Origin of the sequence: Microvirga sp. CF3062, assembly GCF_036314045.1 — a bacterium.
In the GTDB taxonomy this organism is placed as follows: domain Bacteria; phylum Pseudomonadota; class Alphaproteobacteria; order Rhizobiales; family Beijerinckiaceae; genus Microvirga.
The window spans coordinates 227,620-250,452 of record NZ_JAYGGN010000004.1 but is presented as its reverse complement, the minus strand read 5'-3'; the positions used below and the strand labels follow the sequence as shown (position 1 = coordinate 250,452).

Below are 22,833 nucleotides of genomic sequence, written 5' to 3'. Positions count from 1 at the left end.
CTGTCAAAGCTTGGTGAGAAAAGAACCTCAGTTCTGCAGGAACATCTCTTCGTCCGGCTCGGTCGGGACCCGGCTTGCGACCGGGATGGCGTTGCCGAGGCCGTCCTTGTTGTAAATGTCGTCGCGGAACTGCACGAGGCCGTCCGGGGTCGCCCAGGCGGTGACGTAGATCCAGTGGATCGGAACGGCCTGCGCCAGACGGGCGTCGATGCGCTCGCCGGACTTGAAGGTGGCGTCGATCTGCTCGCGGGTCCAGCCGGGGGTGTCCTTCAGGAGCCACTCGATATAGTCGCGCACGTTCTGAATGCGGATGCAGCCCGAGGAGACGAAACGGAAATCATCGCCGAAGATGCCCTTGGAGGGCGTGTCGTGCATGTAGACGCCGTGCTGGTTCGGGATGTTGATGCGCACGAACCCCATGGAGTTCAGGTCGCCGCCTGGATCCTGGCGGAAGCGGTAGCGGGTCGCCTCGTCCGAGAACCAGTTGATCTGGCTGGAGGGAATCTCCTGACCAGCACCATTGAAGATGCGGATCTTGTTCTCGGAGAGATAGTTCGGCTCCTTCTGCATCTTCGGAATGAGGTCCTTTTTGACCACCGAGGCAGGAGCCGTCCAGAACGGGTTGAAATTGACCTCGACCACCTTCGAGTTCAGCAGGGGCGACTGGCGGTCGCTCTTGCCAACGCCGGCCGCGTGGCGGGTGTGAACCACGCCACCCTCGACCGCCTCGACGAGAGCAGCCGGGATGTTGGCAACCGCATACCGGCTGGGCAGCCCGGCGCCGACGTGGCTGCGCAGGCGGGCGACGTTGATCTCAAGCTGGCGGATCCGCAGATCGACCGGCACGTTCATGGCGACCACGGTTGGAGGCGTCACAGTGCCCGTGGAGCTGATGCCGTGGCGGGCCTGGAAGCGGCGAACGGCCGACTCGACGTAAGAGTCGTAGATGGGCGATTCGCCTGCGGACGGATCGAGATCGCCCGTGATGATGAGGCGCTGGCGCAGGGCCACGACGGCCGGGTTCTTGGAGCCGACGCGCAGGCCCTGGACGCCCTGCACGGGCTGCCAGCCGCCGCGGGCGGCGATATTGCGGTAGTACTCGATCATCTGCTCGGTGGCGGCGAGAGACTCGGCCGAGAGCATCGGAGTCGAGGTCCGCTGGACGCGGGTGCGGGAGACCGCCTCGTAATTCTGCGACCACTCGGCCTGGTTCTGGGCAAACTGCTGCGCCATGGCCCCGGTGGCCGGCGTGAAGATCAGGGCGAGCGATCCAGTCAGGAGTGTACGGCGTGACAACATGAGCGCAGGCTCTTCCCGGTTAGAAGTGGTCATGGCGGGAGTGGCGGACAGACGCCCGGCTCCCTCTCTCCCAGCGATAAGTGCCGGGATAGGATTAAAGAACGGTATCGAAAACGAGGAACAACAGGGCCGTTTTATGGCAAAGCGACCGACCGGCCGCCCCTCACCCTTCGAAACAGCTCCTGAGGGCGATGTAACCTTGAACTGTTGTCTTGAGGAGACACTTCTGCGTGAGGAGCTTGGCGGTTGGAACCGACGTCACTGCTCTTCCCGGGCTGCAAGCCAGGAGATGGCCAGGTAGACGGCCATGAGCGTGAGGAAGAAGGCCACCGTCATCACCCCGCTGGAGACGATCCCTGGAAAGAAGGCCGCCAGGATCAGATGGCTCATGAGGGCGAGAAGCCACATGATTCCGCCCCAGGTGCTCGCCATCCACAGGCCGACGGCGGCGATCAGGTCGATCAGGGCAAAGTAGATGATCGTTGCCTGGTAACCCGTGGAGCGCGCCTCGAACTGGCCGACCGGGGTCCAAATCCCGAGGATCACGGCCCAGGCACTCAGGCCCTTCATGATCCAGAGAATCGCCAGGATGCGCATGAAGCAGGTGAGCACGAAGCTCCAGCGCATGAAGCCTTGAGGTGTAGGCCGCTCCTCGATCCGGTCGGACAGGTACTCCCGTGCCGCGTGGGCGGACGACTGGCTGCCGTTGCGGGGCATCAGGCGGTCTCCAACTCGCGGTCCCCGAGGCTCGCGAAGTGATGCTCGACAACGGCTTTATCCACCTGTTCAAGCGATGACGGCTGCCAGCGGGGCTGGTTGTCCTTGTCGATGATAACCGCCCGGACGCCCTCGTAGAAATCGTGGCCGTCGCCGATGCGGGATACAATGCGGAACTCGACCTTCATGGCCTCCTCGAAATCGAGGGAGGCGCCCCGGCGCACCTGCTCGAAGGCGAGGTTCATGCTCGTCGGCGACTTGGTGCGCATGCCGGCAGCCGTCTTGGCGGCAAAGTCCGAGCCCTTGGCGGCGGCCTCGTCGAGGCGCTGCAGGATGGCAGTGACACTCTCTCCAGAGAAGCAGGAATCGATCATTGCCCGATGTGCCTCCAGCGGCGCGGGGCCGGGGTCGGCAGCTGCTTGGGCAAGGGCCTGGTCCACCAGCTCGCCGGCGATGAGCGCCTCGCGCAAACCCGGAATGCTCGCGCTTGCCACCGAGTGCGTCGCCAGCCCCAGCATGACCGCGTCCGCCCGCTTCACCCGCTCGCCGGTGAGCGCGAGGTACATGCCGGTCTGGCCGGGCAGGCGCGGCAGGGCGTATGTGGCGCCCACATCGGGGAAGAAGCCGATGCCCACCTCGGGCATGGCGAAGAGGTAGCGCTCGCCCGCCACCCGGTGCGAGCCGTGCAGAGACACGCCGACCCCGCCGCCCATGACGATGCCATCAATGAGGGCGATATAGGGCTTCGGGTAACGCTTGATGCGGATGTTGAGCTGGTATTCCTCGCGCCAGAAGGCGAGCGCCTCCTCGCGCTTTCCGGCCTTCAGGTCCTCGGTGAGCTGCCGGATGTCCCCCCCGGCGCAGAAGGCTTTCTCGCCGGCTCCCTGAACGACGATCCGGGTGACGGACGGGTCCTGCTCCCAGGCGTCCAGCGCCCGGCGCATCTCGCGCACCATGGCGAGGTTGAGGGCGTTGAGCGCCTTGGGACGGTTGAGCGTGATGAGCCCGGCCTCCCCCTGCTTTTCGCAGACGACTTCGACGCTCTCGTCCATGGACCACTCCTTCGCTTCACGGCGGCTTAACACGAGGCGGGGGCCTGCCGTCAATGCATTGCCGGGTTGAGGGCAATGTCCCACGGATCCTGAGCATGTGCGACCGTGAACCCTTTTTTAGAGCGATTTAAATGTGCTAACCCTCTCGAAAGCCGCCGGCGCAGCGAAGCCGGCATTGGGATGAGGATTATGTCGAAGCTGTCGCCGTTCCCCCGCCCCTCTTCGGAGGAAGCCCTTTCGCCTTCCTTAAGCCTGTCACACCGCCCGCGGCGCAACCGCAAGGCCGAGTGGGCGCGGCGGCTGGTGCGCGAGAACGTTCTGACGGCCAACGACTTGATTTGGCCGATCTTCATCGTCGAGGGCGCGAGCGGACGCACGCCGGTCGCCTCCATGCCGGGCGTCGAGCGGCTGACCATCGTTGAAGCCGTGCGCGAGGCCGAGCGGGCCGCATCGCTCGACATCCCGGCCATCGCGCTCTTTCCCTATACCGACCCGAGCTTACGCGATCCGACCGGATCCGAGTCGCTGAACAGCCGTAATCTCGTCTGCCGCGCCGTGCGCGAGATCAAGAAGGCGGTGCCGAATATCGGCATCATCTGCGACGTGGCCCTCGATCCCTATACCAGCCACGGCCATGACGGCGTGATGGCGGGCGAGCGGATCCTCAACGACGAGACCGTGGCCCTGCTGGTGCGCCAGGCCCTGCTCCAGGCCGAGGCCGGGGCCGATATCATCGCGCCTTCCGACATGATGGACGGACGGGTCGCGGCGATCCGCGCCGGGCTTGACGAGGCCGGGTTCCAGGACGTGCAGATCATGGCCTATGCGGCGAAATACGCCTCGGCCTTCTACGGCCCTTTCCGCGATGCCATCGGCACCAGCGCCTGTTTGGTCGGTGACAAACGCACCTACCAGATGGATCCGGCCAATTCGGACGAGGCCATGCGCGAGATTGCTCTCGACCTCGAGGAAGGCGCCGACATGATCATGGTCAAGCCCGGCATGCCCTATCTCGACATCGTGTGCCGGGCAAAAGACACCTTCGCCGTTCCGACCTTCGCCTACCAGGTCTCCGGCGAGTATGCCATGATCCAGGCCGCAGCTGCCAATGGCTGGATCGACGGGGAGCGGGCGATGATGGAAAGCCTTCTGGCCTTCAAGCGTGCAGGCGCGGACGGCATCCTCACCTACTTCGCCCCACAGGTTGCCGAGAAGCTGAAGAACCAGGGCTGACCGCCGACAACAATCCAGGCCCTTCCATGTCAGGCTCACGGTCCCGTAGCGGTTGGCGCTTAGCCGCCTGCCTGCTGGGTATGAGCCTTTTTGCGGCTTGTGGGATTGCCATCGATGCGGAGCAGACGCGGGTCTGCCGCTCGACCCTGCCGGCCCTCAATCCCGGCGCGGTGATCGCCGTCGAGCGGGTGCGCGAGGGGCCGGTCGCGAGAAGCCTGCGGATCGACTATATCGCCCAACATCCCGAACGCCCGGTGCTGGAGCGGTTCGCCATCTGCCAGTTCGCCGCCGAGGGGCTCTCGCCCAACAAGGCGGAGCTGACGGGCCTCGGCACCGAGGAGGGTCCGCTCTCCGGCGCCAGCCTCTACATGCTCAAGCGTTATTATCTCGAAACGCCCGAGGGCGCAGCGGGCGATCCTGGCGGCCGTCCTGACGTGGATGTGGCCGAGATCCCGATGGCTCTCGCCTATTGGCTGCAGCAGATCCTCGTGAGTCTGCCGCGAACCACCATCTACGCCCTGCTCTCGGTCGCCTTCGCGCTGGTCTTCGGTCTCAGCGGCCGCATCAACCTCGCCTTCGGGGAGCTTGCCGCCATTGGGTCGGCGGCCACCATTGCCGGAGCCTCGGTGGTACTGGCCTCCGGCGCCAGCGCGCCCGTGCTCGGGCTTGCGGCAGGCCTTGTCGCTGCGCTCTTCGCAGGCGCGATCCACAGCACGGTCGGAGGCACCTTCACCATCAGCCGCATCACCGCCGAGAGCCCCCAGCCGAGCCTGATCGCCACCGTGGGCCTCTCGCTGTTCCTCATGGAATATCTGCGGCTCGTGCAAAGTCCCGTGACCGTCTGGCTGCCGCCGATCTGGTCGGAGGCGTGGCCCATCGCCCGTGCACAGGATTTTCTCGTCAGCCTCACACCGATTACGGCCATTACCAGCGGCATAGGCCTGATCGCGGCTTTAAGCCTGCTCTGGCTCGTCCAGGCCACCGCCTTCGGACGGGCCTGGCGGGCGTACTCGGACGACGCGAAGGCGGCAGCCCTCATGGGCGTAAACGGCCCTCGCCTTCTCGTGCAGACCTTAGGCCTTGCCGGCGCCATGGCAGGGCTGTCCGGCATGCTGATCGTGGCGCAATACGGGGGCTTAGGCTTCGCCGGGGGCTTCCAGTACGGGCTCAAGGCGCTGATCGCCGCCATCATCGGCGGGATTGGCTCCATCCCCGGCGCGATGTTAGGAGGTTTCGCCGTGGGCTTGTTCGAGACCCTGTGGTCGGCGTATCTGCCCATCGAGATTCGCGACATGGCGCTTTATGCGGCGCTCGTCGTGTTTCTGATCTTCCGGCCCGGCGGTCTGCTGGGTTTCAAGGATCCAACGCCAAGACCCGTTTAAGGGCGTATAGTAAGAGTTCGGAGGATACAGTGGCCGATTACGCCATCACCGTCGACGACGTGACACGTGCTGCGGAGACGATCCGGGGCCAGGTGCTACGAACGCCGCTCGTTCCCGCTCCCCGCCTGTCGCAGCTCACCGGCGCCACGGTCTGCGTGAAGCATGAGAACATGCAGCCGACCGGCTCCTTCAAGGAGCGCGGCGCGGTGACGAAGCTGGAAAGCCTCTCACCTCACGAACGCACCCGCGGCGTCATCGCCATGTCGGCGGGCAACCACGCCCAGGCCGTTGCTTACCACGCGAGGCGTCTCGGCATCCCGGCCACCATCGTCATGCCGGAGGGCACCCCCCTGGTGAAGGCGGAGAACACGCGCTCATACGGCGCAAAAGTCATTCTGTTCGGGGAGACGCTCTATGAGGCGGCCGCCCGCGCTCGCGAGATCGCGGAAGCCGAGGGCCTTGTCTTCGTGCATCCCTATGACGACCCGAAGGTCATGGCCGGTCAGGGTACCATCGCCCTTGAGATGTTGGCCGATGCGCCGGATCTCGACCAGATCGTCGTGCCGATCGGCGGCGGCGGGCTGATTTCGGGGATCACGGTTGCCGCCAAGGCGCTCAAACCCTCCATCGAGATCATCGGCGTGGAGGCAGCTCTCTACCCCTCCTTCAGCAACGCCATTCGTGGTGAGAACCAGCCCATTGGCGGCGCGACGCTGGCTGAAGGCATTGCGGTTAAAACCGTCGGGCAGCTGCCCCTGCCCATCGTGCACGATCTGGTGTCCGACATCATTGCCGTTGAGGAACAGCTCATCGAGCGCGCGGTGAACGCCTACGCCACCCTTCAGCGGACCATGGCGGAAGGTGCGGGCGCTGCGGGACTCGCGGCCATGATGGCTCAGCCCGAACGCTTTGAGGGCAAGCGCGTCGGCCTCGTGCTCTGCGGCGGCAACATCGACGCCCGGATTTTGGCATCGGTGATGGTGCGCGAATTGGAGCGCGACGACCGGATCACATCCTTCCGCATCACCTCCAACGACAGGCCGGGCCTGCTCGGGCGCGTGGCGAGCCTGCTCGGCCAGCTCGGGGCCAACATTCTTGAAGTTTCCCACGGGCGCCTGTTCCTGGATGTGCCGGCCAAGGGTGTTTCCATCGACATCACTATCGAAACGCGCGACAGACAACATACATTGGAGGTGTTCGAGGCTTTGGCAGCCGAGGGACTCGCTCCGCAGCGGATCGTGTCCCGCAGCCTGCCCGCGACCGCCTTCTGAGGAGAGACCGATGGTCAACCAACCCTACCCGCCGACCCTGAACTACCCGTCCTACGAGGTCGACCGGGTGACGGAGGGCGTCATTTCCCGCCGCTTCTGGGCCTACCTGATCGATCTCGTGGTGATCGCCCTCTGGGTCGTGCTGATCTCCATCGGGATCTTCTTCCTCGGCATCATCACGCTTGGCCTCGGCTGGGGGCTGTTTTTCGCGCTTCCGCTCACGGCGCTGATCTTCATCGTCTACAACGCAGTGACCATCGGCGGCGCGGCTCAGGCGACGGTCGGCATGCGCTACATGGGCCTGCGGGTGATCGACCCGCGCACCGGCCGGGGCGCGTCCCCGCTCTCGGCTGCCGTCCATGCGCTGTTCTTCTACGTGGCGATCTCGACCTTCCTGCTCTGGGCCTGCGACGTGTTCGTGGGCTTCGTGCGCGACGACCGGCGCTTCCTGCGCGATCTGCTCACGGGGATGATGATCGTCAGGGCCTGAATCAAAGGGCTGTGACATTCGCCCTCTTTTCCTGGACGTGCGGGACACCAATGTTATCCTTGAGCGTTGACGAAGCGCTCAAGGTTTCTCCACAAGGCTTTCCCGATTGACGAGCCAGCCCCGCGACGCACCGCAGTTCTACCTCACCTCTCCGTCAGCATGCCCCTACCTGCCGGGCAAGGAGGAGCGAAAAGTCTTCACGCACATCGTGGGGCGGCGCGGGCGGGAGCTGAATGAAATCCTCACGCAAGGCGGCTTCCGCCGGTCGCAGACCATCGCCTACCGGCCCGCCTGCGATACCTGCCGGGCCTGCGTGTCGGTGCGGGTTCTGGTGGATGAGTTCGAGCCGTCAGGCAATCTCAAGCGCGTCCTGAAGGACAATGCCGATCTCATTGGCAACGCCCTGCCCAACCGTCCCACCTCCGATCAATATTCCCTGTTCCGCCGCTACGTGGATACGCGCCACGCGGATGGCGGCATGGCCGACATGACGGTGCTCGATTATTCCATGATGATCGAGGACAGCCATGTGGACACGCGGCTCATCGAGTACCGCCGGCGCGGGATCGACAGCGGCATCACCGGCAAGGGCTCGGGCGATCTCATCGCCGTCTGCCTCACCGACGAGATGAGCGACGGCCTCTCCATGGTCTATTCATTCTACGAGCCGGACCAGCACCACCGCAGCCTCGGCACCTTCATGATCCTCGACCACATCCGCCGCGCCAGGGCGATGGGCCTGCCTTACCTCTATCTCGGCTATTGGGTCGAGGGCTCGAAGAAGATGGGCTACAAGGCCCGCTTCAAGCCGCAGGAGCGGCTGCTGGCAAACGGCTGGGCGCGGGTGGAGTGATTTCTAAACCCGTCATCCCGGACAAAGCGCAGCGCAGATCCGGGATCGCGAAAACCAGCCCAGCACTGTCATTCCGGGGCCGCGGAGCGGAGCCCGGAATCCATAATCACTAACGATGCAGAAAGAGGCGCAACGCAGTTCGCCCTCTTCTGAGACGTCAGCGGTTATGGATCCCCGCCTTCGCGGGGATGACAGTGTCGAGTTTTCGGTGCCACATCCTGACAGCGATCCCGGATCGGCTTGCGCCGTCCGGGATGACGTTTCTTGAGGCTCACTCCCCGAATTTGTTCGACTTCGGGAAGCCCTTCGGCGGCAGGCGGCCCGCTTCCGTGCGGTCGCCCATCCAGTCGCGCAGGTCTTCCTTGGCGACCGTCCAGGTCCGGCCGGACGTGTCCTTCCAGGTCAGGCCTTCCTTGAGCTTGAAGACCTTGGCGTCGGAGACACCGCCGTCCTTGTAGCGCTGGAGGCGCACGCCCTTGCCGCGGGTCATCTCCGGAACCTGCTTCATCGGGAAGATCAGGAGCTTGCGGTTCTCGCCGATGATCGCGACGTGGTCGCCCTCGGCCTCGGTGCAGACCACCATCTTGGCGGGCGCGTCGAGGTTGAGGATCTGCTTGCCCTTTCGGGTGTTCGCCGTGACCTCCTCCGTCGGCACGATAAAGCCGCGACCGTCCGTGCCTGCGACGAGCAGCTTCGAGCCTGCCCGGTATGGGAAGGCCGCGATGAAGTCGGCGCCTTCTTCCAGATCGACCATGAGGCGGATCGGATCGCCGAAGCCGCGGCCGCCGGGGAGCTTGGAGGCTTCCAGGGTGAAGAAGCGCCCGTTATTCGTCGCAACGACGATCTTCGACGTGGTCTCGGCGAAGAAAGCCGTTTTAAGCGCATCGTCACCCTTGAACTGCACGGCGGAGAGATCCGCCTGATGGCCCTTCATGGCACGGATCCAGCCCTTCTCGGACACGATCACCGTGACCGGCTCGCGCTCGATCATGGCCTCCGCGAAATCGATGTCGGAGGTGTCCGGCGCCTGATCGAAGGTGGTGCGGCGCTTGCCCAAAGCCGTCTCGGGCCCGAAGGTCTTGCGAACCTCCTTGATCTCCCATGAAACGGTCTTCCACTGCACCTTCTCGGATTCGAGCAGGTTCTCGACCGAGGCCTTCTCGTCCTGCAGGTTCTTCTGCTCGCGCTTGAGCTCCATCTCCTCGAGCTTGCGCAAGGAGCGCAGGCGCGTGTCGAGGATGGCATTGGCCTGGACCTCGGTGAGCTTGAAGACGCGCATCAGCTCCTGCTTCGGCTCGTCCTCCTCGCGGATGATTTTAATCACCCGGTCGAGGTCGAGATAGACGATGAGCAGGCCGCCCAAAATTTCCAAACGCCTGTCGATGGCGGCAAGCCGGAACCGGGAGCGGCGGATCAGCACCTCGCGGCGATGGTCGAGCCATTCGCGCAGGCATTCGGCAAGGCTCAGCACCTTCGGCACCTTGCCGCCGGCGAGCACGTTAACGTTCATCGGAACACGGCTCTCGAGCTCGGTGAGCTTGAACAGCGACTCCATCAGGATGATCGGATCGACCGTCTTGGTGCGAGGCTCGAGCACCACGCGAATGTCTTCCGCCGATTCATCGCGCACGTCAGCCAGAAGCGGCAGCTTCTTTTCCTGAAGCAGCTCTGCGATCTTCTCGATCAGGCGCGACTTCGGCACGGCGTATGGGATTTCCGTGACGATGATCTGCCAGTTGCCGCGGCCGAGATCCTCCTTCGCCCAGCGGGCGCGCACGCGAAACGAGCCGCGGCCGGTGCGATAGGTCTCGGCCATGGCGGCGGGCGTATCGACGATGATGCCGCCGGTCGGCAGGTCCGGCCCCTGCACATACTGCATCAGCTGTTCCGAGGTGGAACTCGGCTTCGCGATCAGGTGCAGGGCCGCGTCGCAGAGTTCGGCGGCGTTGTGCGGCGGGATCGAGGTCGCCATGCCGACCGCGATGCCCTGCGAGCCGTTGGCCAGCAGGTTCGGGAAGGCGGCCGGCAGCACTATCGGCTCTTCGTTGGCTTGGTCGTAGGTCTCACGGAAGTCGACGGAGTCCTCGTCGATCCCCTCCAGCAGCAGGCGCGCCACTTCCGTCATGCGCGCTTCGGTGTAGCGCATGGCGGCGGCGCCATCGCCGTCGATGTTGCCGAAATTGCCCTGCCCGTCCGCCAGCGGATAGCGCTGGGCGAAGTCCTGCGCCATGCGCACTAGGGCCTCGTAGATCGATTGGTCGCCGTGCGGGTGGAACTGACCCATCACGTCGCCGACGATGCGGGCGCATTTCTTCGGCGCCGATTTCGGATCGAGCCGCAGGAGCCGCATGGCGTGCAGGATGCGCCGGTGGACCGGCTTCAGCCCGTCGCGGGCATCCGGCAGCGCCCGGTGCATGATGGTGGAGAGCGCGTAGGCGAGATAGCGCTCCTCCAGGGCGTCCTTGAGATTGATGTTCTCGATCTCGCCCCCTGACGGCGGATTGACCGGCTTACCCATGACTCGAAATCCTCAACAGCGAATCGCTTCTTATCATCTGAAAAGAGAACATAACAGAAACAAACCTCATTCGTCCCCAGCCGTAGCCAGTGCGACGAAACGCGCCCGCTCCTCCGGCGCCCGCTGCCCCTGGGGGCCGAAGACGTTCTGATGCAGGAAGAAATCGGTCAGCGCAAATCCGGCCCGGATGTCCTCCTCCCGCGGCCGGTTCTCCTTAGTCTGGCCGATCAGGAAGCCCGGCAGCTTGAGCAGCCGGTCCTTGTAGGGCTCACCGGCCTCGGCCGACACGGCCCGCCCGCTCCGGGGCGACACATAGGTCAGGTCCCGCTCGGTCCCGGTGGCGGCGCAGCTCGTGAGATCGAGGCCGAAGCCGAGTTCGGTGAGGATGGCGAGCTCGAAGCGCACGAACAAAGCCGGGGCGAGATCGGGGTCGTCCAAGTGGTCCACCAGGACGGTGAGCGTCTCGAAGAGGGCGAAATGCGGGTCCCGCTCCGGAAAGTTGCGCAGGAGATGGGAAAGCGTCGCCAACCCGTAGAGCGCCATGGACGAGCCCATGAGGCGCGCGGCGCGCAGATTCAGGCCTTCCACCTGATAGGTGCCCAAATGCTCGTCGAGCCGCGCCCTCCAAGTCGCCTGCACCGTATTGCCGGGCTGGAGAACGGCCTGGAGAGTCTTGGAGCGCCCGCCATGGACCAGCCCCAGATGACGGCCGTGCTCACGCGTCATCAGCTCGAGGATGATGCTGGACTCGCCGTGCTTGCGGACGCCGAGAACGACGCCTTCGTCAGTCCAGTGCATCGGTCGCGGTGGCCTTCGGAAAAGAGATCTGCCGGAATGCTGATGTAAGCATTCAGGGGGCATTCATCCATGTTTTTCAACGATATCCGGCAACTTCTAAAATTCTGTTGCAGACGCCGGAATGCGCCGCAGGGGGAACCAAACCGCCCCCTTCACATTGTCGAACACCTTAGTGTGTCTAGTGATGAATTGAGAACCATGAAACTCTCCAACCTGTTTCTTGCGAGCACCGCCCTTCCCCTGATGCTACTGCCGGCGAACGTATCGGCCTTCCAGCCGGAAGCCGCGCCCCCCATTGTCGTCGCCCAAGCCGGGCCGAGTGCCGAAGAGGAGCTCCCGCCTGGTGCCCGTCCAAGGCGGCAGGGCCAGCAGGATGGCGACTCGCCCCGTGGCGGACGTCAGGGTCAGGAACGCAGACAGGGTGGCCAGGATGCGGGCGGCCCCGGCGCTTCCGAGGAGCGCGGTCAGCGCCCGCCTCGTGGCGCAGGCCCGGCGGAACGTGGCGGCCCTGGCGCGCCGGGCGGCTCCCGGGCAACCGAGTCCGAAGATGCTCCGCCTCCGCGGCGCGGCGCGGCACAGCCCGCCGAGCGGCCCGCCCCGCCCTCCGGCACGACACCGGCCACGCCTGCACGCCCTGCTCAGAGCGCACCCGCAGAGCGCGCGCAGCCGTCCGCCGAGACGCCTGAGCGCCCTGCCCGTCCGGCCGCTCAGGAGCGCGAACGGAACCGTGATCGCCCCGCCGGCGAGCGTCCGCGGCAGCAATCGCCTGCGGCCGAAACGCCGAGCACGCCGGCTCCGGCTGCTCCGGCTCCGGCAGCTCAGCCGGCCACACCTCCAGCCCCGGCTCAGCAGCGGCCTGCCGCAGGCGCCCCGCGCCCGACCGATGCAGAGCGCCCCGCCCGTCCCGGCGACACCGAGCGACCGGACCGCCAGCGCGCCCGTGACCAGCGTCCCGGCCAGGATACGCCCGCCACGACCACAGCCCCGACGGCGCCCGCACCAGCCGCGCCAACGGCTGCACCGGCGGCTCCCACACCTGCGCCGACGGTGCCGGCAACCCGGACCCAGCCGGCTCCGGCAGCTCCCGCAGCTCCTGCCCCCGCAACGCGCGCCCTGCCTACGGCTCCGGCTGCACCGGTCCAGACGGCGCCTCAGCAGGCAGCTCCTGCCGCAGGCCAACCGCTGGATGCGTCCCGCGTCCGCATCGAGGACCTGCGCCGCGAGCGCCGGGAGCGTCGTGAGGGCGCGCGGGTCATCATCGAGGAGCCGGGCAACCGCACGATCATCCGCCAGGGCAATGAGGTCATCATCCGTCACGATGAGACCCAGCGCTTCCGCCGCGCCTATCACGATGCCGATGTCCGCGTGGAGCGGCGCGCCGGCAACGAGGAGGTCACGATCGTGCGCCGTCCCGACGGCTCCGAGATCCTGACCGTGCGCGACGAGGACGGAAACCTCATCCGCCGCGTGAGGCGCGCGCCCGCCGGACAGGAGGTCGTGCTCATCGAGAACCGGCGCAGCGGCGTCGAGCGCCGTCCGGGATACGGCTATATGGAGGAGGAGGTCATCCGCCTGCCGCCTGCAAGGGTGACCATCCCGCGCGAGGAATACATCGTCGAGACGGAACGGGCCTCCCGGGCCGATATCGTCGAAGCCTTCACGGCTCCTCCGGTCGAGCGCGTCGAGCGGGCCTATACCCTCGACGAGGTCCGCCGCAGCCAGCCCCTGCGCGAGCGCATGCGGCGGGTGGATCTCAACGCGATCACCTTCGAGTTCGGCTCCTGGGAACTGCCCCCGGACCAGATCGATGCCCTCAGCTCGATTGCAGAGGGCCTGCGCGAGGCCATCTCCCGCAATGCGAACGAGATCTTCCTGGTCGAAGGTCACACGGATGCGGTCGGCCCGGATGAGGACAACCTCACCCTCTCCGACCGTCGCGCAGAAACCATTGCAACGATCCTGACGGAGCGCTTCCAGATTCCGGCCGAAAACCTGACGACGCAGGGCTATGGCGAGCAGTATCTGAAGGTCGCCACGGAAGCTCCTGAGAGGGAAAACCGCCGCGTGACCCTGCGCCGGATCACGCCGCTCCTACAGGGCCAGAACTAGCAGCAGTAACATCAAAGGCCGGGAGGGCCCTTACCCTCCCGGCCTTTCCATTTGCAGCCCTCATTCCGGCAGGCCCGCCTGCCGCAGACCTTCCGCGAATCGACTCATCACTTCCATGCTGAAGGCCATCGCTTGGCGAATGTCGAGGATCCGGATCCCGGGATACCCCTTCACCAGTTCTGCGATGCCTTCGCGCGCCTTGTCCGCTTCTCCGGCTAAGGCGTAGGCCGGCGCGAGTGTGCGATGTATCCAGGCGGCGCTCGGCTTGGCCGCGAGAGCCTTTTCCTGCCATTGCGCAGCAAGATCGTAGCGTTTTGCGATGAAGTGAGCGCAGCCGATGCCAATCTCGCAATTGAACGCCATCGGATCGAACGGACTCAGGCGCAGGGACCGTTCGAAATGCTGGATCGCAACCTCCGGATCATCCTGGTAGTTGTGCAGCCAGCCGCTGCGATTCCAACCCCAGGCCGAGTTCGGATCCTGCGACAACGCGCGGTCCAGCATCGATTTGGCTCGCTGGTACTCGCGCGTGATCGTCAGGGCCGCGCCGAGCACCGTGAGGATGAAGGGATCGTCGTTGGCTAAGGCCGCTGCCGCCTGAGCTTGGCGCAGGGTCTCGCGCTTGTCCTCCTGAAGGTTCTTCGACCAGTTGTAGAGGATCCGCTGACCACGGCACCAAGCGGCCAAGGCCATGGCGAGCGGATAGCCCGGGTCGAGGAGTAGCGCCTTGTCCAAAAGCCGGGCCGCTTCCTTGTTGGCCTCGTATTCCAGAGCCCAGACCTGGGGAAGCGCCCGCATGACGAGGTCATAGGCGTCGAGATTCTCAGGTCGCTTGCGTCTGGCCCGCTCGATCTCGGCCGTCCTGATCGATGGCTGGATCGACCCGATGACACTGGCCGTGATCTGATCCTGAAGATCGAAGACGTCCTCGACGACGCCGTCGTAATGCTCGGCCCAAAGATGCATGCCGGTGCTCGCATCGACAAGCTGCGCCGTGATCCGAATTCTGGGGCCTGAACGCCTGACGCTGCCCTCCAGCACATAGCGGACGCCGAGTTCCCGGCCGATCTGCTGAACGCTGACGGAACGGCCCTTGTAGGCGAAGGTCGAGTTCCGGGCGATGACGAAGAACGACTTGAACCGTGACAGGGCCGCGATGATGTCTTCGACGATGCCGTCGGCGAAGTATTCCTGCTCAAGATCCTTGCTGATGTTGACGAAGGGCAGAACCGCGATGGAAGGCCCTTCTCTTTGGGAGTTGGAGGACCGGCGCTCCCCTGACACCTGTACCGTGTCCATTCCTTCCAGGAGACAAAAAACCCTTATCGGCCGCCCGATATTCTTGAAACGATGCTCTCCCCGGTCCTCGAACTCGTAGGGAAGCTTGCCCCTGACCTCCTCGTAGACTTTTTCGGAGAGGCAGATGCCGCCGGGCAACGCCATCTTCTGCAGCCTGGCGGCGACGTTCACACCGTCGCCGAAGATATCGCCATCCTCCTCGACCATGATATCGCCGAGGTTGATGCCGACCCGAAGCTGAAGAGGCTTGGCATCCGCCTTCCCGTAACGAGCTGCAACGGCTTCCTGGAGATCGACGGCGCAGCGGACTGCCTCGACGGGGCTTGCGAACTCGACAAGGAATCCATCGCCAATCGTCTTCACCAGCCGCCCATGATGGGAATTGATTTCTGGCTCGATGATCTGACGCCGAAGATCCCTGAGGCGGCTGAGCGTTCCCTCCTCGTCTCTGGACATGAGATCGGAATAGCCCACCACGTCAGCGGCAAGGACAGCAGCAAGACGTCTTTGCGCCGTGTGATCAGAAGGGCTGCTCATGGCCTCTCCAGGACGTCGACGCTGATACGGCTTGAACGCAACGTCAGGAAGGCTCAGTCGGGAACCGAACCGGCTTTCCCTCACCTGTCATAATAAAGCCCTACGGATCATCTGGTTGCGTCGCAAAAGTGCATGAACCCATGTAAATCAAAGGATTTGGTGCTCTCAGCTGTTCATTTCGGGCTAGAGCGGCGGCCCCAGCCTGAGTGCACGGGTGCGCCCTACGACGATCCTAGAAGGAATACCGCTTGGCATTTTCCCTTCATTAACGTTTCCAGGTGACGCTGGGTTAAGCACGAAAAGAATGGAAGCCCGGCGATGTTTGGTATTCTGCGGCGCGCTCCACAGGCAGATGACCTGAACGAGACGGTTCAGGTCGCCTCGGAGGAAGAGACGCCCCCGATCACACGCGAGAGCCGCCTCGACACCGAGGTGGTGGACACGCTTGAAGCCGATGTTCTGAAGGCCATCGAGGGCGTCACACGGGCCATTGCGGTCGCGGCATCCGACGTGGCAGCGGTGGAGAAGGATCTGGCCGAGATCCGCAGCCACGCCGGAGAGCTCGCCTCCTCCGGCAGGACCGCGTCGGCCGAGAGCCTGTCGCTGGCCTCGTCGACCGAGGAACTCGCCGTCACGTCGTCCGAGATCGGCCGCTCCATGGAACATGCGAGCACGCGGATCGACAACGCGATTCAGGCGGCACAGAAAGCCAGCGATCTGATCATGCAATTGTCCGCTGCGACGGCCGAGATCGTCGGCATCGTGGACACGATCTCGACCGTGGCGCGCCAGACCAACCTCCTGGCGCTGAACGCCACCATCGAGGCGGCGCGGGCCGGTGAAGCAGGTCGGGGCTTTGCCGTCGTGGCGAGCGAAGTGAAGGTGCTGTCCACCCAGACCGGCAAGGCCGCCGACGACATCCGCCAACGCATCGACCGCCTGCGCGAAACGGCCCAGGCCTCGACGGGCGCCGTGACGGAAGTGGTGGAGGCGGTTCAGGGCGTCCGGCCAGTCTTCGATACGGTGCGCAACGCCGTCGGAGAGCAGAATTCGGCCATCAGCGAGGTGTCGCGCCTCGCCGGGGTGACCTCGTCCAGCGTCGCCAAGGTGAGCGACCGTGCGGGTGACGTGGATTCTACCTCCCTGAATGCAAGCGCCAGGGCCGATGAGGCCGATCAGGCCACCCGGACGGCGGACGGGTTGGCAAAGGCTCTCGGGCAGCGTTTCGTCACCGTCATCCGCCAGAGCGAGATCGGCGACAGGCGTCGGGCGGACCGGTTTCCCGTCGAACGCTCGGCAACGCTCTGGATCTCCCAGCGCAGCGTTTCGTCCCGGCTGATCGACGTCAGCTCCGGTGGCCTTCTCATAGCGGCCGCACCGGATTTACACGTTGCGCCCGGCCTGTCGGTGGAGATAGACATCCAGCACTTGGGCCGCGTGAGCGCCAGGATCGTCGCTCTCAGCGCCATGGGCATCCATTGCTGCTTCGACAGGCTCAACGACGAGGCGCGCATCCGCATCGACGGCTTCGTGGCGCAGGTGGAGGCAAGCTACCGGCCCCGCATCCTGCTCGCTCAGGAGACGGCCCGTCAGATGGAGACGTTGATCGAGCAGGCCGTCGCCGACGGGCGGGTCTCGCGGGAGGACGTCTTCGACACCGATTACCGGCTGCTTCCCGATACAGATCCGGTCCAGTACGGCACGGCCTATCTCCCGGTCTTCGAGAAGCTCCTACCGCCGATCATCGAGAAGGTCCTGGCCACGGATTCCGCCATGGCCTTCTGCCTCGCCATCGACCGCAACGGCTACATCCCGGTTCACAACCGGATCTATTCTCAAGCCCAGCGGGCGGGTGATCCGGTGTGGAACGCGGCGAACGCCCGCAACAAGCGCGTCTTCGACGACCGCGCCGGCATCACGGCGGCCCGCTCCACCCGCCCCTTCATCGTGCAGGCCTATGCCCGCAACATGGGCGGCGGCAAGATCGTCATGATGCAGGAGGTGGATGCGCCGATCCGCGTGCTCGGCCGCCACTGGGGCGGACTAAGAACCGCGTACCGTGCTTAGCCCCCCCGCGGGAACTCCAGGCCCATCTCGCGATAGCGCTCCGGATCGTCGCTCCAGTTCTCGCGCACCTTCACGAACAGGAACAGGTGTACTGGTGTCTCGGCGATCTCGGCGATCTCCTTGCGAGCGGACTGGCCGATGGCCTTGATGGTCTGGCCGCCCTTGCCGAGCACGATCATGCGCTGGCTGTCCCGCTCCACGAACACGGTCTGCTCGATGCGCACCGACCCGTCGGGACGCACCTGCCACTGATCGGTCTCGACCGTCGACTCGTAGGGCAGCTCCTCGTGCAGGCGCTCGTAGATCTTCTCGCGGGTGATCTCGGCCGCCAGCATGCGCAGTGGCGCGTCGGAGATCTGATCCTCCGGATAAAGCCACGGCCCTTCCGGCATCATCTGGGCGAGTTGGCGCTTCATGGTCTCGATGCCGTCGCCCTTGAGGGCCGAGATCATGAAGGTATGCGCAAAGGCCACCTGCTCGTTGAGCTTGGCGGCCATCTCCAGAAGCCTGGAGCGCTCGATCAAATCGATCTTGTTGAGGATCAGGACCTTCTGGCGTTTCAGTTCGGACAACTTGGCGAGGATCGCCTCGGCCTCCTCGTCGATGCCCTTGCGCACGTCGAGCAGAAGGGCGATCACATCCGCGTCGCCTGCTCCGCCCCAGGCCGAGGTGACCATGGCCCGATCGAGGCGGCGCTTCGGCTTAAAGATGCCGGGCGTGTCCACGAAAACAATCTGCGCCTCGCCCTCGATGGCGATACCGCGCACCAAGGCGCGGGTCGTCTGCACCTTGCGCGACACGATGGAGACCTTGGAGCCGACGAGCGAATTCAGCAGCGTCGACTTGCCTGCGTTCGGCGCGCCGATGAGAGCGACGAAACCGGCCTTCGTTTTGGTTTGCTCAGGCTGTTCCATGCTCTTCCTCCGTCCAGACGCCCTCTCTCATTAGAAGGCTTCGCGCCGCCGCCTGTTCCGCGATGCGCTTCGATGTTCCGAGGCCGAACTCGGTTTCCGCTCCCTTGACCTTCACCATCACCCTGAACCTGGGTGCGTGATCCGGCCCGGTCTGCTCGACGATCGAGTAGGTCGGTGGCGGCAGGCCGCGTCCTTGAGCCCATTCCTGCAGGGCGCTCTTGGGATCGCGCAACGGACGGCGGGGTGCCTCCAGGAGCGGCTGGAACGCGCGCTCGACGAGGCCGCTGGCAGCCTCGTAGCCGCCATCCATGAACACGGCGCCGATGATGGCTTCGGCTACATCCGCCAGGATTGTCTGGTTGCGCCGCTCACCCGCATGCGCCTCTCCGGCGCCGAGCTTGAGATAGGGCCCGACATCCCACGTGATCGCAATCTCGGCGCAGCTCTCGCGCCGCACCAGTTCCGCCAGCCGTTGGGAAAGCTCGCCCTCGGGAGCGCCCGGAAAGGTGCGGTAGAGAAGCTCGGCGATGGCGAGACCGAGCACACGGTCTCCAAGGAACTCCAGGCGCTGGTAGCTTTGTCCATCAGCCTTGGGCGCGCTGACATGGGTCAGCGCTTCATCCAGAAGTTCAGGCTTCTCAAAGCGGTAGTCGAGCTTGTTCAGAAGCTCATCGAGGTTCGGCTTGCGGCGTGCCACGGGTCAGCGGATCCCCTCGAAGAGACGGTTCCAGCGGATCTTCTGCGGCCATTCCCACGGACGCCACAGGGACGCGGTCTCGTCGATCGAGAAGAAGATGATTTCGGCGCGGCCCACGAGATTCTCGAACGGCACCTGCCCGACGCTCGCCTCGTCGCGGGAATCGGTGGAGTTGTCCCGGTTGTCCCCCATCATGAGAAAGTGGCCGGGCTGAACCGTGTACACGTTGGTGTTGTCCCAGTAGCCGCGGTCGCCGTCGCGCTCGATGACATTGTAGGTCACGCCGCCGGGAAGGGTCTCCCGGAACTGGGGAACGCTGACGGTGCGGCCGTACAGGTCAGTGGTCTTGTAATCCTCGACCCGCTCGCGCTGAACCGGCTGGCCGTTGATGTGCAGCACGCCGCCGGTCACCTGGATCTTGTCGCCGGGAAGCCCGATCACGCGCTTGATGTAATCCGTCGAATTGTCCTTCGGCAGCTTGAACACCGCGATCTCGCCGCGCTTGGGCTCGGAGCCGAAGATGCGTCCGGAGAAGATGCCCGGGCTGAAGGGAATAGAGTGCTTGGAATAGCCGTAGGAATACTTCGAGACGAACAGGTAGTCGCCAATCAGCAGGGTCGGGATGAGAGAGCCCGATGGGATGTTGAAGGGCTGGAAGAGCACGGTGCGCACGACCACGGCGATCAGAAGGGCCTGGATGATGACCTTGATCGTTTCCCAGAGGCCGCCTTCTTCGTTCTTCACGGTGCTACCTACGTATTTGCCGGTTTTTTCGCTCACGTCACTCGACCTATGATCTCTAGATAGGGCAGCTTCTGCCGCCTTCCTGTGCTGTGACAGTCGAGAGAGGTTTGCACTCAGCCCCGGGTGCAAGCCTCTCTCGATATCGTCGTCTCGGCACCTGGTTGCGACCGGGAAGGCCGCTTTGCCGCGCCATGCTCTAACCTAAGCCGCGTCCTGCCGCAACGCAGCCCCGCCTCACACCGGCAGCGCCTCGATGATCACGAAGGCCTGGGCCATGGGCGGGTCGTCCGTCAGGGAAACATGGACAACGGCCCTGTGACCCTCAGGCGTCATGGCCTGCAGGCGCTGCAGGGCTCCTCCTGTGAGGCGCATGGTCGGGCGCCCACCGGGCAGGTTGATCACCTCCATGTCGCGCCAGAAGACGCCGCGGCTCAGGCCCGTTCCCAATGCCTTGGCGCAGGCCTCCTTGGCGGCGAAGCGGCGGGCATATGAGGGAGCCCGGGCGGCCCGCCGGTCGCTTCTGGCGCGCTCGCCTTCCGTATAAATGCGGTGGGTGAAGCGGTCGCCGAAGCGCTCGATGGATTTCTCGATCCGCCGGATGTCGCAGAGGTCTGATCCGATGCCGAGGATCATGCCGGCACCTGCGCCCGGCCCTCGTCCATGGCGGCCCGCATGGCCCGCACGGCTTCGTCGAGCCCCATGAAGATGGCATCGCCGATGAGGGAATGGCCGATATTGAGCTCCACGATCTGCGGAATGGCCGCGACAGATCGGACCGAATTGAGATCGAGCCCATGGCCGGCATGGATCTCAAGGCCGATCCTCGCCCCATGCTCGGCCGCCCGACGCAGGCGCTCCAGCTCATGGGCAATCCGGGCTTCGTCGCCCTCGGCCACGGCCTCGCAATAGGTGCCGGTATGGAGTTCGACCACGGGAGCCTGCAGGTCGCAGGCGGCATTCATGACCTCCACCTCCGGCTCGACGAACAGGGACACGCGGATGCCCTCGCCTTTCAATTCCTTGATCACCGGACGCAGATGGGCATGAGCCCCGATGATGTCGAGCCCTCCTTCGGTGGTGCGCTCCTCGCGCTTTTCCGGCACGAGGCAGGCCGCGTGAGGATGAAGCCGCGTGGCGAGGCCCACCATCTCGGAGGTGGCCGCCATCTCGAAATTGAGCGGCACGAAGAGCTGGCGCTTGAGGCGCTCCATGTCCTGGTCGCGGATATGGCGACGGTCCTCACGCAGATGAGCCGTGATCCCGTCGGCACCGGCGAGAACCGCTAGGTGGGCGGCCCGGATCGGGTCAGGATGGATGCCGCCGCGGGCGTTCCGGACGGTGGCGACGTGGTCGATATTGACGCCGAGGCGTAAGGGGGGAGCGTTCATAAAGGTGTTTTAACGCAACAATTATCGATTCCAAAAGCGCTCAGCATTGACTCTAAAGGTTGTATCAAAACATATTGCTACTTGTGGTTTAGGTAAAACAGTCAATTCCGGTGAAATCATGCGTTCAATGATAATCGTTGCGGGCCTTACCTTTCTTTGCTCGGGCTCCGTTGAGGCCAAGCAGATACAACCGCCATACTCTAAAGCAGTAGCAGCACTTGCAGAGCAACAGACCTCTCGGCTGCAAGGGCTTATTCAAGAGGCCTGTCGCGGGTGCGGTTGTCGCGGAGGAGCAGGTTATAGGCTTGCGAACGGCAAGTGCGCTCCTCGTCGGCGATAGGCAAATTCATCTACTGGTCCTGCCTTCCGGGCTACAGCTATAGGGATGCCGTCTTCCCAGTCATGGCCGGGCTCGTCCCGGCCATCCCGATCCTGAAAAGCGCAGCACCTCTCCAATCGTCATCACCGGCACAAGGCCGATGATGACGAAGGGCGCGATTGAACGTGACGACCCTTGCCTTCCAGGCCCAAATCAACTATAGCCCCCGCTTCGCGTTCGCTCCGGCCGGGGGCTGAACGGACGGTATGGCTTGGCCATGCAGGGTTTTTACGAGCCCGTCGTCCCGTGTCTCCGCCTTCGACAATCGCTCGGGCCTTGCAGGCTCGAAGGGCTTGGCGCCGATCGGATGCGCGAAACGGCCGAGACACTCCTCAAAACAGTGCAAGGCTTGAACCTCAAACCTGAGAAAGGCCCACTATGCCTCTCTATGAGCATATCTTTATGGCTCGCCAGGATGTCACCCCGCAGCAGGTCGAGACCATGGTCGACCAGTACAAGGGCGTCATCGAGCAGAATGGCGGCACCGTTGACAAGACCGAGATGTGGGGCGTGAAGTCCCTCGCCTACCGCATCAAGAAGAACCGCAAGGCGCATTTCACGATGTTCAACCTCAACGCTCCGGCTCCGGCCGTTGCCGAGATGGAGCGTCAGATGCGCATCAACGAAGACATCCTTCGCTTCATGACCATCAAGGTCGAAGAGCTCGAGACCGAGCCGTCCGTGATGATGCAGAAGCGCGACCGTGACGAGCGCAAGGACCGCGAGCGCCGTGAGCGCGACGGTGGCGGCTTCGATGGCGCCGGCGAAGGCGAGGAGGCTTAATCATGGCATTTGGTGCAACCGGTGGCGCCGCTGGCGGCGGCCGTCGTCCGTTCTTCCGCCGTCGCAAGACCTGCCCGTTCTCGGGTGCCAACGCGCCGAAGATCGACTACAAGGACACGAAGCTCCTGTCCCGCTACATCTCCGAGCGCGGCAAGATCGTTCCGTCCCGCATCACGGCCGTATCGGCCAAGAAGCAGCGTGAGCTCGCTCAGGCGATCAAGCGCGCCCGCTTCCTGGGCCTGCTGCCCTACGTGATCCGCTAATCAAGACCTCGATGCGGGCCGTCTCAAACGGCCCGCATCT

Annotated in this window: 20 protein-coding genes; 9 read left to right on the top strand and 11 right to left on the bottom strand. The window is 64.5% G+C overall.

All coding sequences use genetic code 11. The features are described from left to right. Positions 1 to 27: 27 nt before the first annotated feature. The 3 genes from VB618_RS09455 to VB618_RS09445 form a co-directional block, all read right to left on the bottom strand. The gene (locus tag VB618_RS09455) at positions 28 to 1,299 is read right to left on the bottom strand and encodes a L,D-transpeptidase family protein (protein WP_329796370.1); all 1,272 of its coding nucleotides are present in this window, start codon (positions 1,297 to 1,299) and stop codon (positions 28 to 30) included. 258 nt (positions 1,300 to 1,557) lie between these two features. Further along, positions 1,558 to 2,016, bottom strand: a complete 459-nt coding sequence (locus VB618_RS09450) for a DUF6163 family protein (protein ID WP_329796369.1) — start codon at positions 2,014 to 2,016, stop codon at positions 1,558 to 1,560. Continuing rightward, a complete protein-coding gene (locus VB618_RS09445) occupies positions 2,016 to 3,068 on the bottom strand; it encodes an enoyl-CoA hydratase/isomerase family protein (protein ID WP_329796368.1) in 1,053 nt (350 codons plus the stop codon). Before VB618_RS09445 ends, VB618_RS09450 begins: the two co-directional genes overlap by 1 nt. Before the next feature lie 189 nt (positions 3,069 to 3,257). Here VB618_RS09445 and hemB point away from each other — a divergent pair, with 189 nt between their 5' ends. The 5 genes from hemB to VB618_RS09420 all read left to right on the top strand — a co-directional run bounded on the left by hemB (position 3,258) and on the right by VB618_RS09420 (position 8,297). Beyond that, positions 3,258 to 4,301 carry a porphobilinogen synthase gene (gene hemB / locus VB618_RS09440; RefSeq protein ID WP_329796367.1) on the top strand — a complete coding sequence of 348 codons (1,044 nt, stop codon included), beginning with the start codon at positions 3,258 to 3,260 and terminating at the stop codon, positions 4,299 to 4,301. 26 nt (positions 4,302 to 4,327) lie between these two features. Beyond that, the gene (locus tag VB618_RS09435) at positions 4,328 to 5,683 is read left to right on the top strand and encodes a branched-chain amino acid ABC transporter permease (protein ID WP_329796366.1); all 1,356 of its coding nucleotides are present in this window, start codon (positions 4,328 to 4,330) and stop codon (positions 5,681 to 5,683) included. A gap of 29 nt (positions 5,684 to 5,712) precedes the next feature. Beyond that, positions 5,713 to 6,954, top strand: coding sequence for a threonine ammonia-lyase (locus VB618_RS09430; protein WP_329796365.1), 1,242 nt, complete (start codon positions 5,713 to 5,715; stop codon positions 6,952 to 6,954). Positions 6,955 to 6,964: 10 nt separating this feature from the next. Beyond that, a complete protein-coding gene (locus tag VB618_RS09425; RefSeq protein WP_329796364.1) occupies positions 6,965 to 7,444 on the top strand; it encodes an RDD family protein in 480 nt (159 codons plus the stop codon). 106 nt (positions 7,445 to 7,550) lie between these two features. After that, entirely contained in the window at positions 7,551 to 8,297 is a 747-nt protein-coding gene (locus VB618_RS09420; RefSeq protein ID WP_329796363.1) for an arginyltransferase, read from the top strand. A 271-nt stretch (positions 8,298 to 8,568) separates the two neighbouring features. Here VB618_RS09420 and parC read toward each other — a convergent pair whose 3' ends face one another. Beyond that, entirely contained in the window at positions 8,569 to 10,815 is a 2,247-nt protein-coding gene (gene parC, locus VB618_RS09415; protein WP_329796362.1) for a DNA topoisomerase IV subunit A, read from the bottom strand. 66 nt (positions 10,816 to 10,881) lie between these two features. Continuing rightward, positions 10,882 to 11,613 (bottom strand): DNA repair protein RecO, encoded by a 732-nt coding sequence (gene recO / locus VB618_RS09410; protein ID WP_329796361.1) that lies wholly within the window; start codon positions 11,611 to 11,613, stop codon positions 10,882 to 10,884. Between the two features lie 198 nt (positions 11,614 to 11,811). On the opposite strand from recO, the gene VB618_RS09405 reads away from it, so the two are divergent. Beyond that, on the top strand, positions 11,812 to 13,722 hold the full coding sequence (locus tag VB618_RS09405) for an OmpA family protein (protein ID WP_329796360.1): 1,911 nt from the start codon (positions 11,812 to 11,814) through the stop codon (positions 13,720 to 13,722). A 60-nt stretch (positions 13,723 to 13,782) separates the two neighbouring features. Here VB618_RS09405 and VB618_RS09400 read toward each other — a convergent pair whose 3' ends face one another. Further along, positions 13,783 to 15,558, bottom strand: coding sequence for an adenylate/guanylate cyclase domain-containing protein (locus VB618_RS09400; protein ID WP_329796359.1), 1,776 nt, complete (start codon positions 15,556 to 15,558; stop codon positions 13,783 to 13,785). A gap of 318 nt (positions 15,559 to 15,876) precedes the next feature. On the opposite strand from VB618_RS09400, the gene VB618_RS09395 reads away from it, so the two are divergent. Further along, positions 15,877 to 17,625, top strand: a complete 1,749-nt coding sequence (locus tag VB618_RS09395) for a methyl-accepting chemotaxis protein (protein ID WP_329796358.1) — start codon at positions 15,877 to 15,879, stop codon at positions 17,623 to 17,625. Here VB618_RS09395 and era read toward each other — a convergent pair. From era to VB618_RS09370, 5 genes are all read right to left on the bottom strand, one after another. Further along, entirely contained in the window at positions 17,622 to 18,539 is a 918-nt protein-coding gene (gene era / locus VB618_RS09390) for a GTPase Era (protein ID WP_329796357.1), read from the bottom strand. The two genes, VB618_RS09395 and era, sit on opposite strands and share 4 nt — an antisense overlap. Beyond that, positions 18,526 to 19,236 carry a ribonuclease III gene (rnc, locus tag VB618_RS09385; RefSeq protein ID WP_329796356.1) on the bottom strand — a complete coding sequence of 237 codons (711 nt, stop codon included), beginning with the start codon at positions 19,234 to 19,236 and terminating at the stop codon, positions 18,526 to 18,528. The genes era and rnc overlap by 14 nt, the downstream gene beginning before the upstream one ends. A gap of 3 nt (positions 19,237 to 19,239) precedes the next feature. Then, the gene (lepB, locus tag VB618_RS09380; protein ID WP_442931726.1) at positions 19,240 to 20,016 is read right to left on the bottom strand and encodes a signal peptidase I; all 777 of its coding nucleotides are present in this window, start codon (positions 20,014 to 20,016) and stop codon (positions 19,240 to 19,242) included. A gap of 198 nt (positions 20,017 to 20,214) precedes the next feature. Beyond that, entirely contained in the window at positions 20,215 to 20,613 is a 399-nt protein-coding gene (gene acpS / locus VB618_RS09375; protein WP_329796355.1) for a holo-ACP synthase, read from the bottom strand. Then, positions 20,610 to 21,368 (bottom strand): pyridoxine 5'-phosphate synthase, encoded by a 759-nt coding sequence (locus VB618_RS09370; RefSeq protein WP_329796354.1) that lies wholly within the window; start codon positions 21,366 to 21,368, stop codon positions 20,610 to 20,612. The genes acpS and VB618_RS09370 overlap by 4 nt, the downstream gene beginning before the upstream one ends. 757 nt (positions 21,369 to 22,125) lie before the next feature. Between VB618_RS09370 and rpsF the strand changes: the two genes are divergently transcribed. Together rpsF and rpsR are read left to right on the top strand one after the other, a co-directional pair. After that, positions 22,126 to 22,530 carry a 30S ribosomal protein S6 gene (gene rpsF, locus VB618_RS09365; protein ID WP_036353515.1) on the top strand — a complete coding sequence of 135 codons (405 nt, stop codon included), beginning with the start codon at positions 22,126 to 22,128 and terminating at the stop codon, positions 22,528 to 22,530. Positions 22,531 to 22,532: 2 nt separating this feature from the next. Next, complete coding sequence (gene rpsR / locus VB618_RS09360) at positions 22,533 to 22,793, top strand: 30S ribosomal protein S18 (RefSeq protein ID WP_329796353.1); 261 nt, start codon at positions 22,533 to 22,535, stop codon at positions 22,791 to 22,793. Positions 22,794 to 22,833: the final 40 nt, after the last annotated feature.

What these genes read in the sequence shown, in the direction of transcription:
- rpsR (WP_329796353.1), top strand. Translation starts at nt 22,533, where the DNA reads ATGGCATTTGGTGCAACCGGTGGCGCCGCTGGCGGCGGCCGTCGTCCG.
- VB618_RS09395 (WP_329796358.1), top strand. Translation starts at nt 15,877, where the DNA reads ATGTTTGGTATTCTGCGGCGCGCTCCACAGGCAGATGACCTGAACGAG.
- VB618_RS09425 (WP_329796364.1), top strand. Translation starts at nt 6,965, where the DNA reads ATGGTCAACCAACCCTACCCGCCGACCCTGAACTACCCGTCCTACGAG.
- VB618_RS09455 (WP_329796370.1), bottom strand. Translation starts at nt 1,299, where the DNA reads ATGTTGTCACGCCGTACACTCCTGACTGGATCGCTCGCCCTGATCTTC.
- era (WP_329796357.1), bottom strand. Translation starts at nt 18,539, where the DNA reads ATGGAACAGCCTGAGCAAACCAAAACGAAGGCCGGTTTCGTCGCTCTC.
- VB618_RS09445 (WP_329796368.1), bottom strand. Translation starts at nt 3,068, where the DNA reads ATGGACGAGAGCGTCGAAGTCGTCTGCGAAAAGCAGGGGGAGGCCGGG.
- VB618_RS09405 (WP_329796360.1), top strand. Translation starts at nt 11,812, where the DNA reads ATGAAACTCTCCAACCTGTTTCTTGCGAGCACCGCCCTTCCCCTGATG.
- VB618_RS09435 (WP_329796366.1), top strand. Translation starts at nt 4,328, where the DNA reads ATGTCAGGCTCACGGTCCCGTAGCGGTTGGCGCTTAGCCGCCTGCCTG.
- parC (WP_329796362.1), bottom strand. Translation starts at nt 10,815, where the DNA reads ATGGGTAAGCCGGTCAATCCGCCGTCAGGGGGCGAGATCGAGAACATC.
- rpsF (WP_036353515.1), top strand. Translation starts at nt 22,126, where the DNA reads ATGCCTCTCTATGAGCATATCTTTATGGCTCGCCAGGATGTCACCCCG.
- hemB (WP_329796367.1), top strand. Translation starts at nt 3,258, where the DNA reads ATGTCGAAGCTGTCGCCGTTCCCCCGCCCCTCTTCGGAGGAAGCCCTT.
- VB618_RS09370 (WP_329796354.1), bottom strand. Translation starts at nt 21,368, where the DNA reads ATGAACGCTCCCCCCTTACGCCTCGGCGTCAATATCGACCACGTCGCC.
- recO (WP_329796361.1), bottom strand. Translation starts at nt 11,613, where the DNA reads ATGCACTGGACTGACGAAGGCGTCGTTCTCGGCGTCCGCAAGCACGGC.
- VB618_RS09450 (WP_329796369.1), bottom strand. Translation starts at nt 2,016, where the DNA reads ATGCCCCGCAACGGCAGCCAGTCGTCCGCCCACGCGGCACGGGAGTAC.
- acpS (WP_329796355.1), bottom strand. Translation starts at nt 20,613, where the DNA reads ATGATCCTCGGCATCGGATCAGACCTCTGCGACATCCGGCGGATCGAG.
- VB618_RS09400 (WP_329796359.1), bottom strand. Translation starts at nt 15,558, where the DNA reads ATGAGCAGCCCTTCTGATCACACGGCGCAAAGACGTCTTGCTGCTGTC.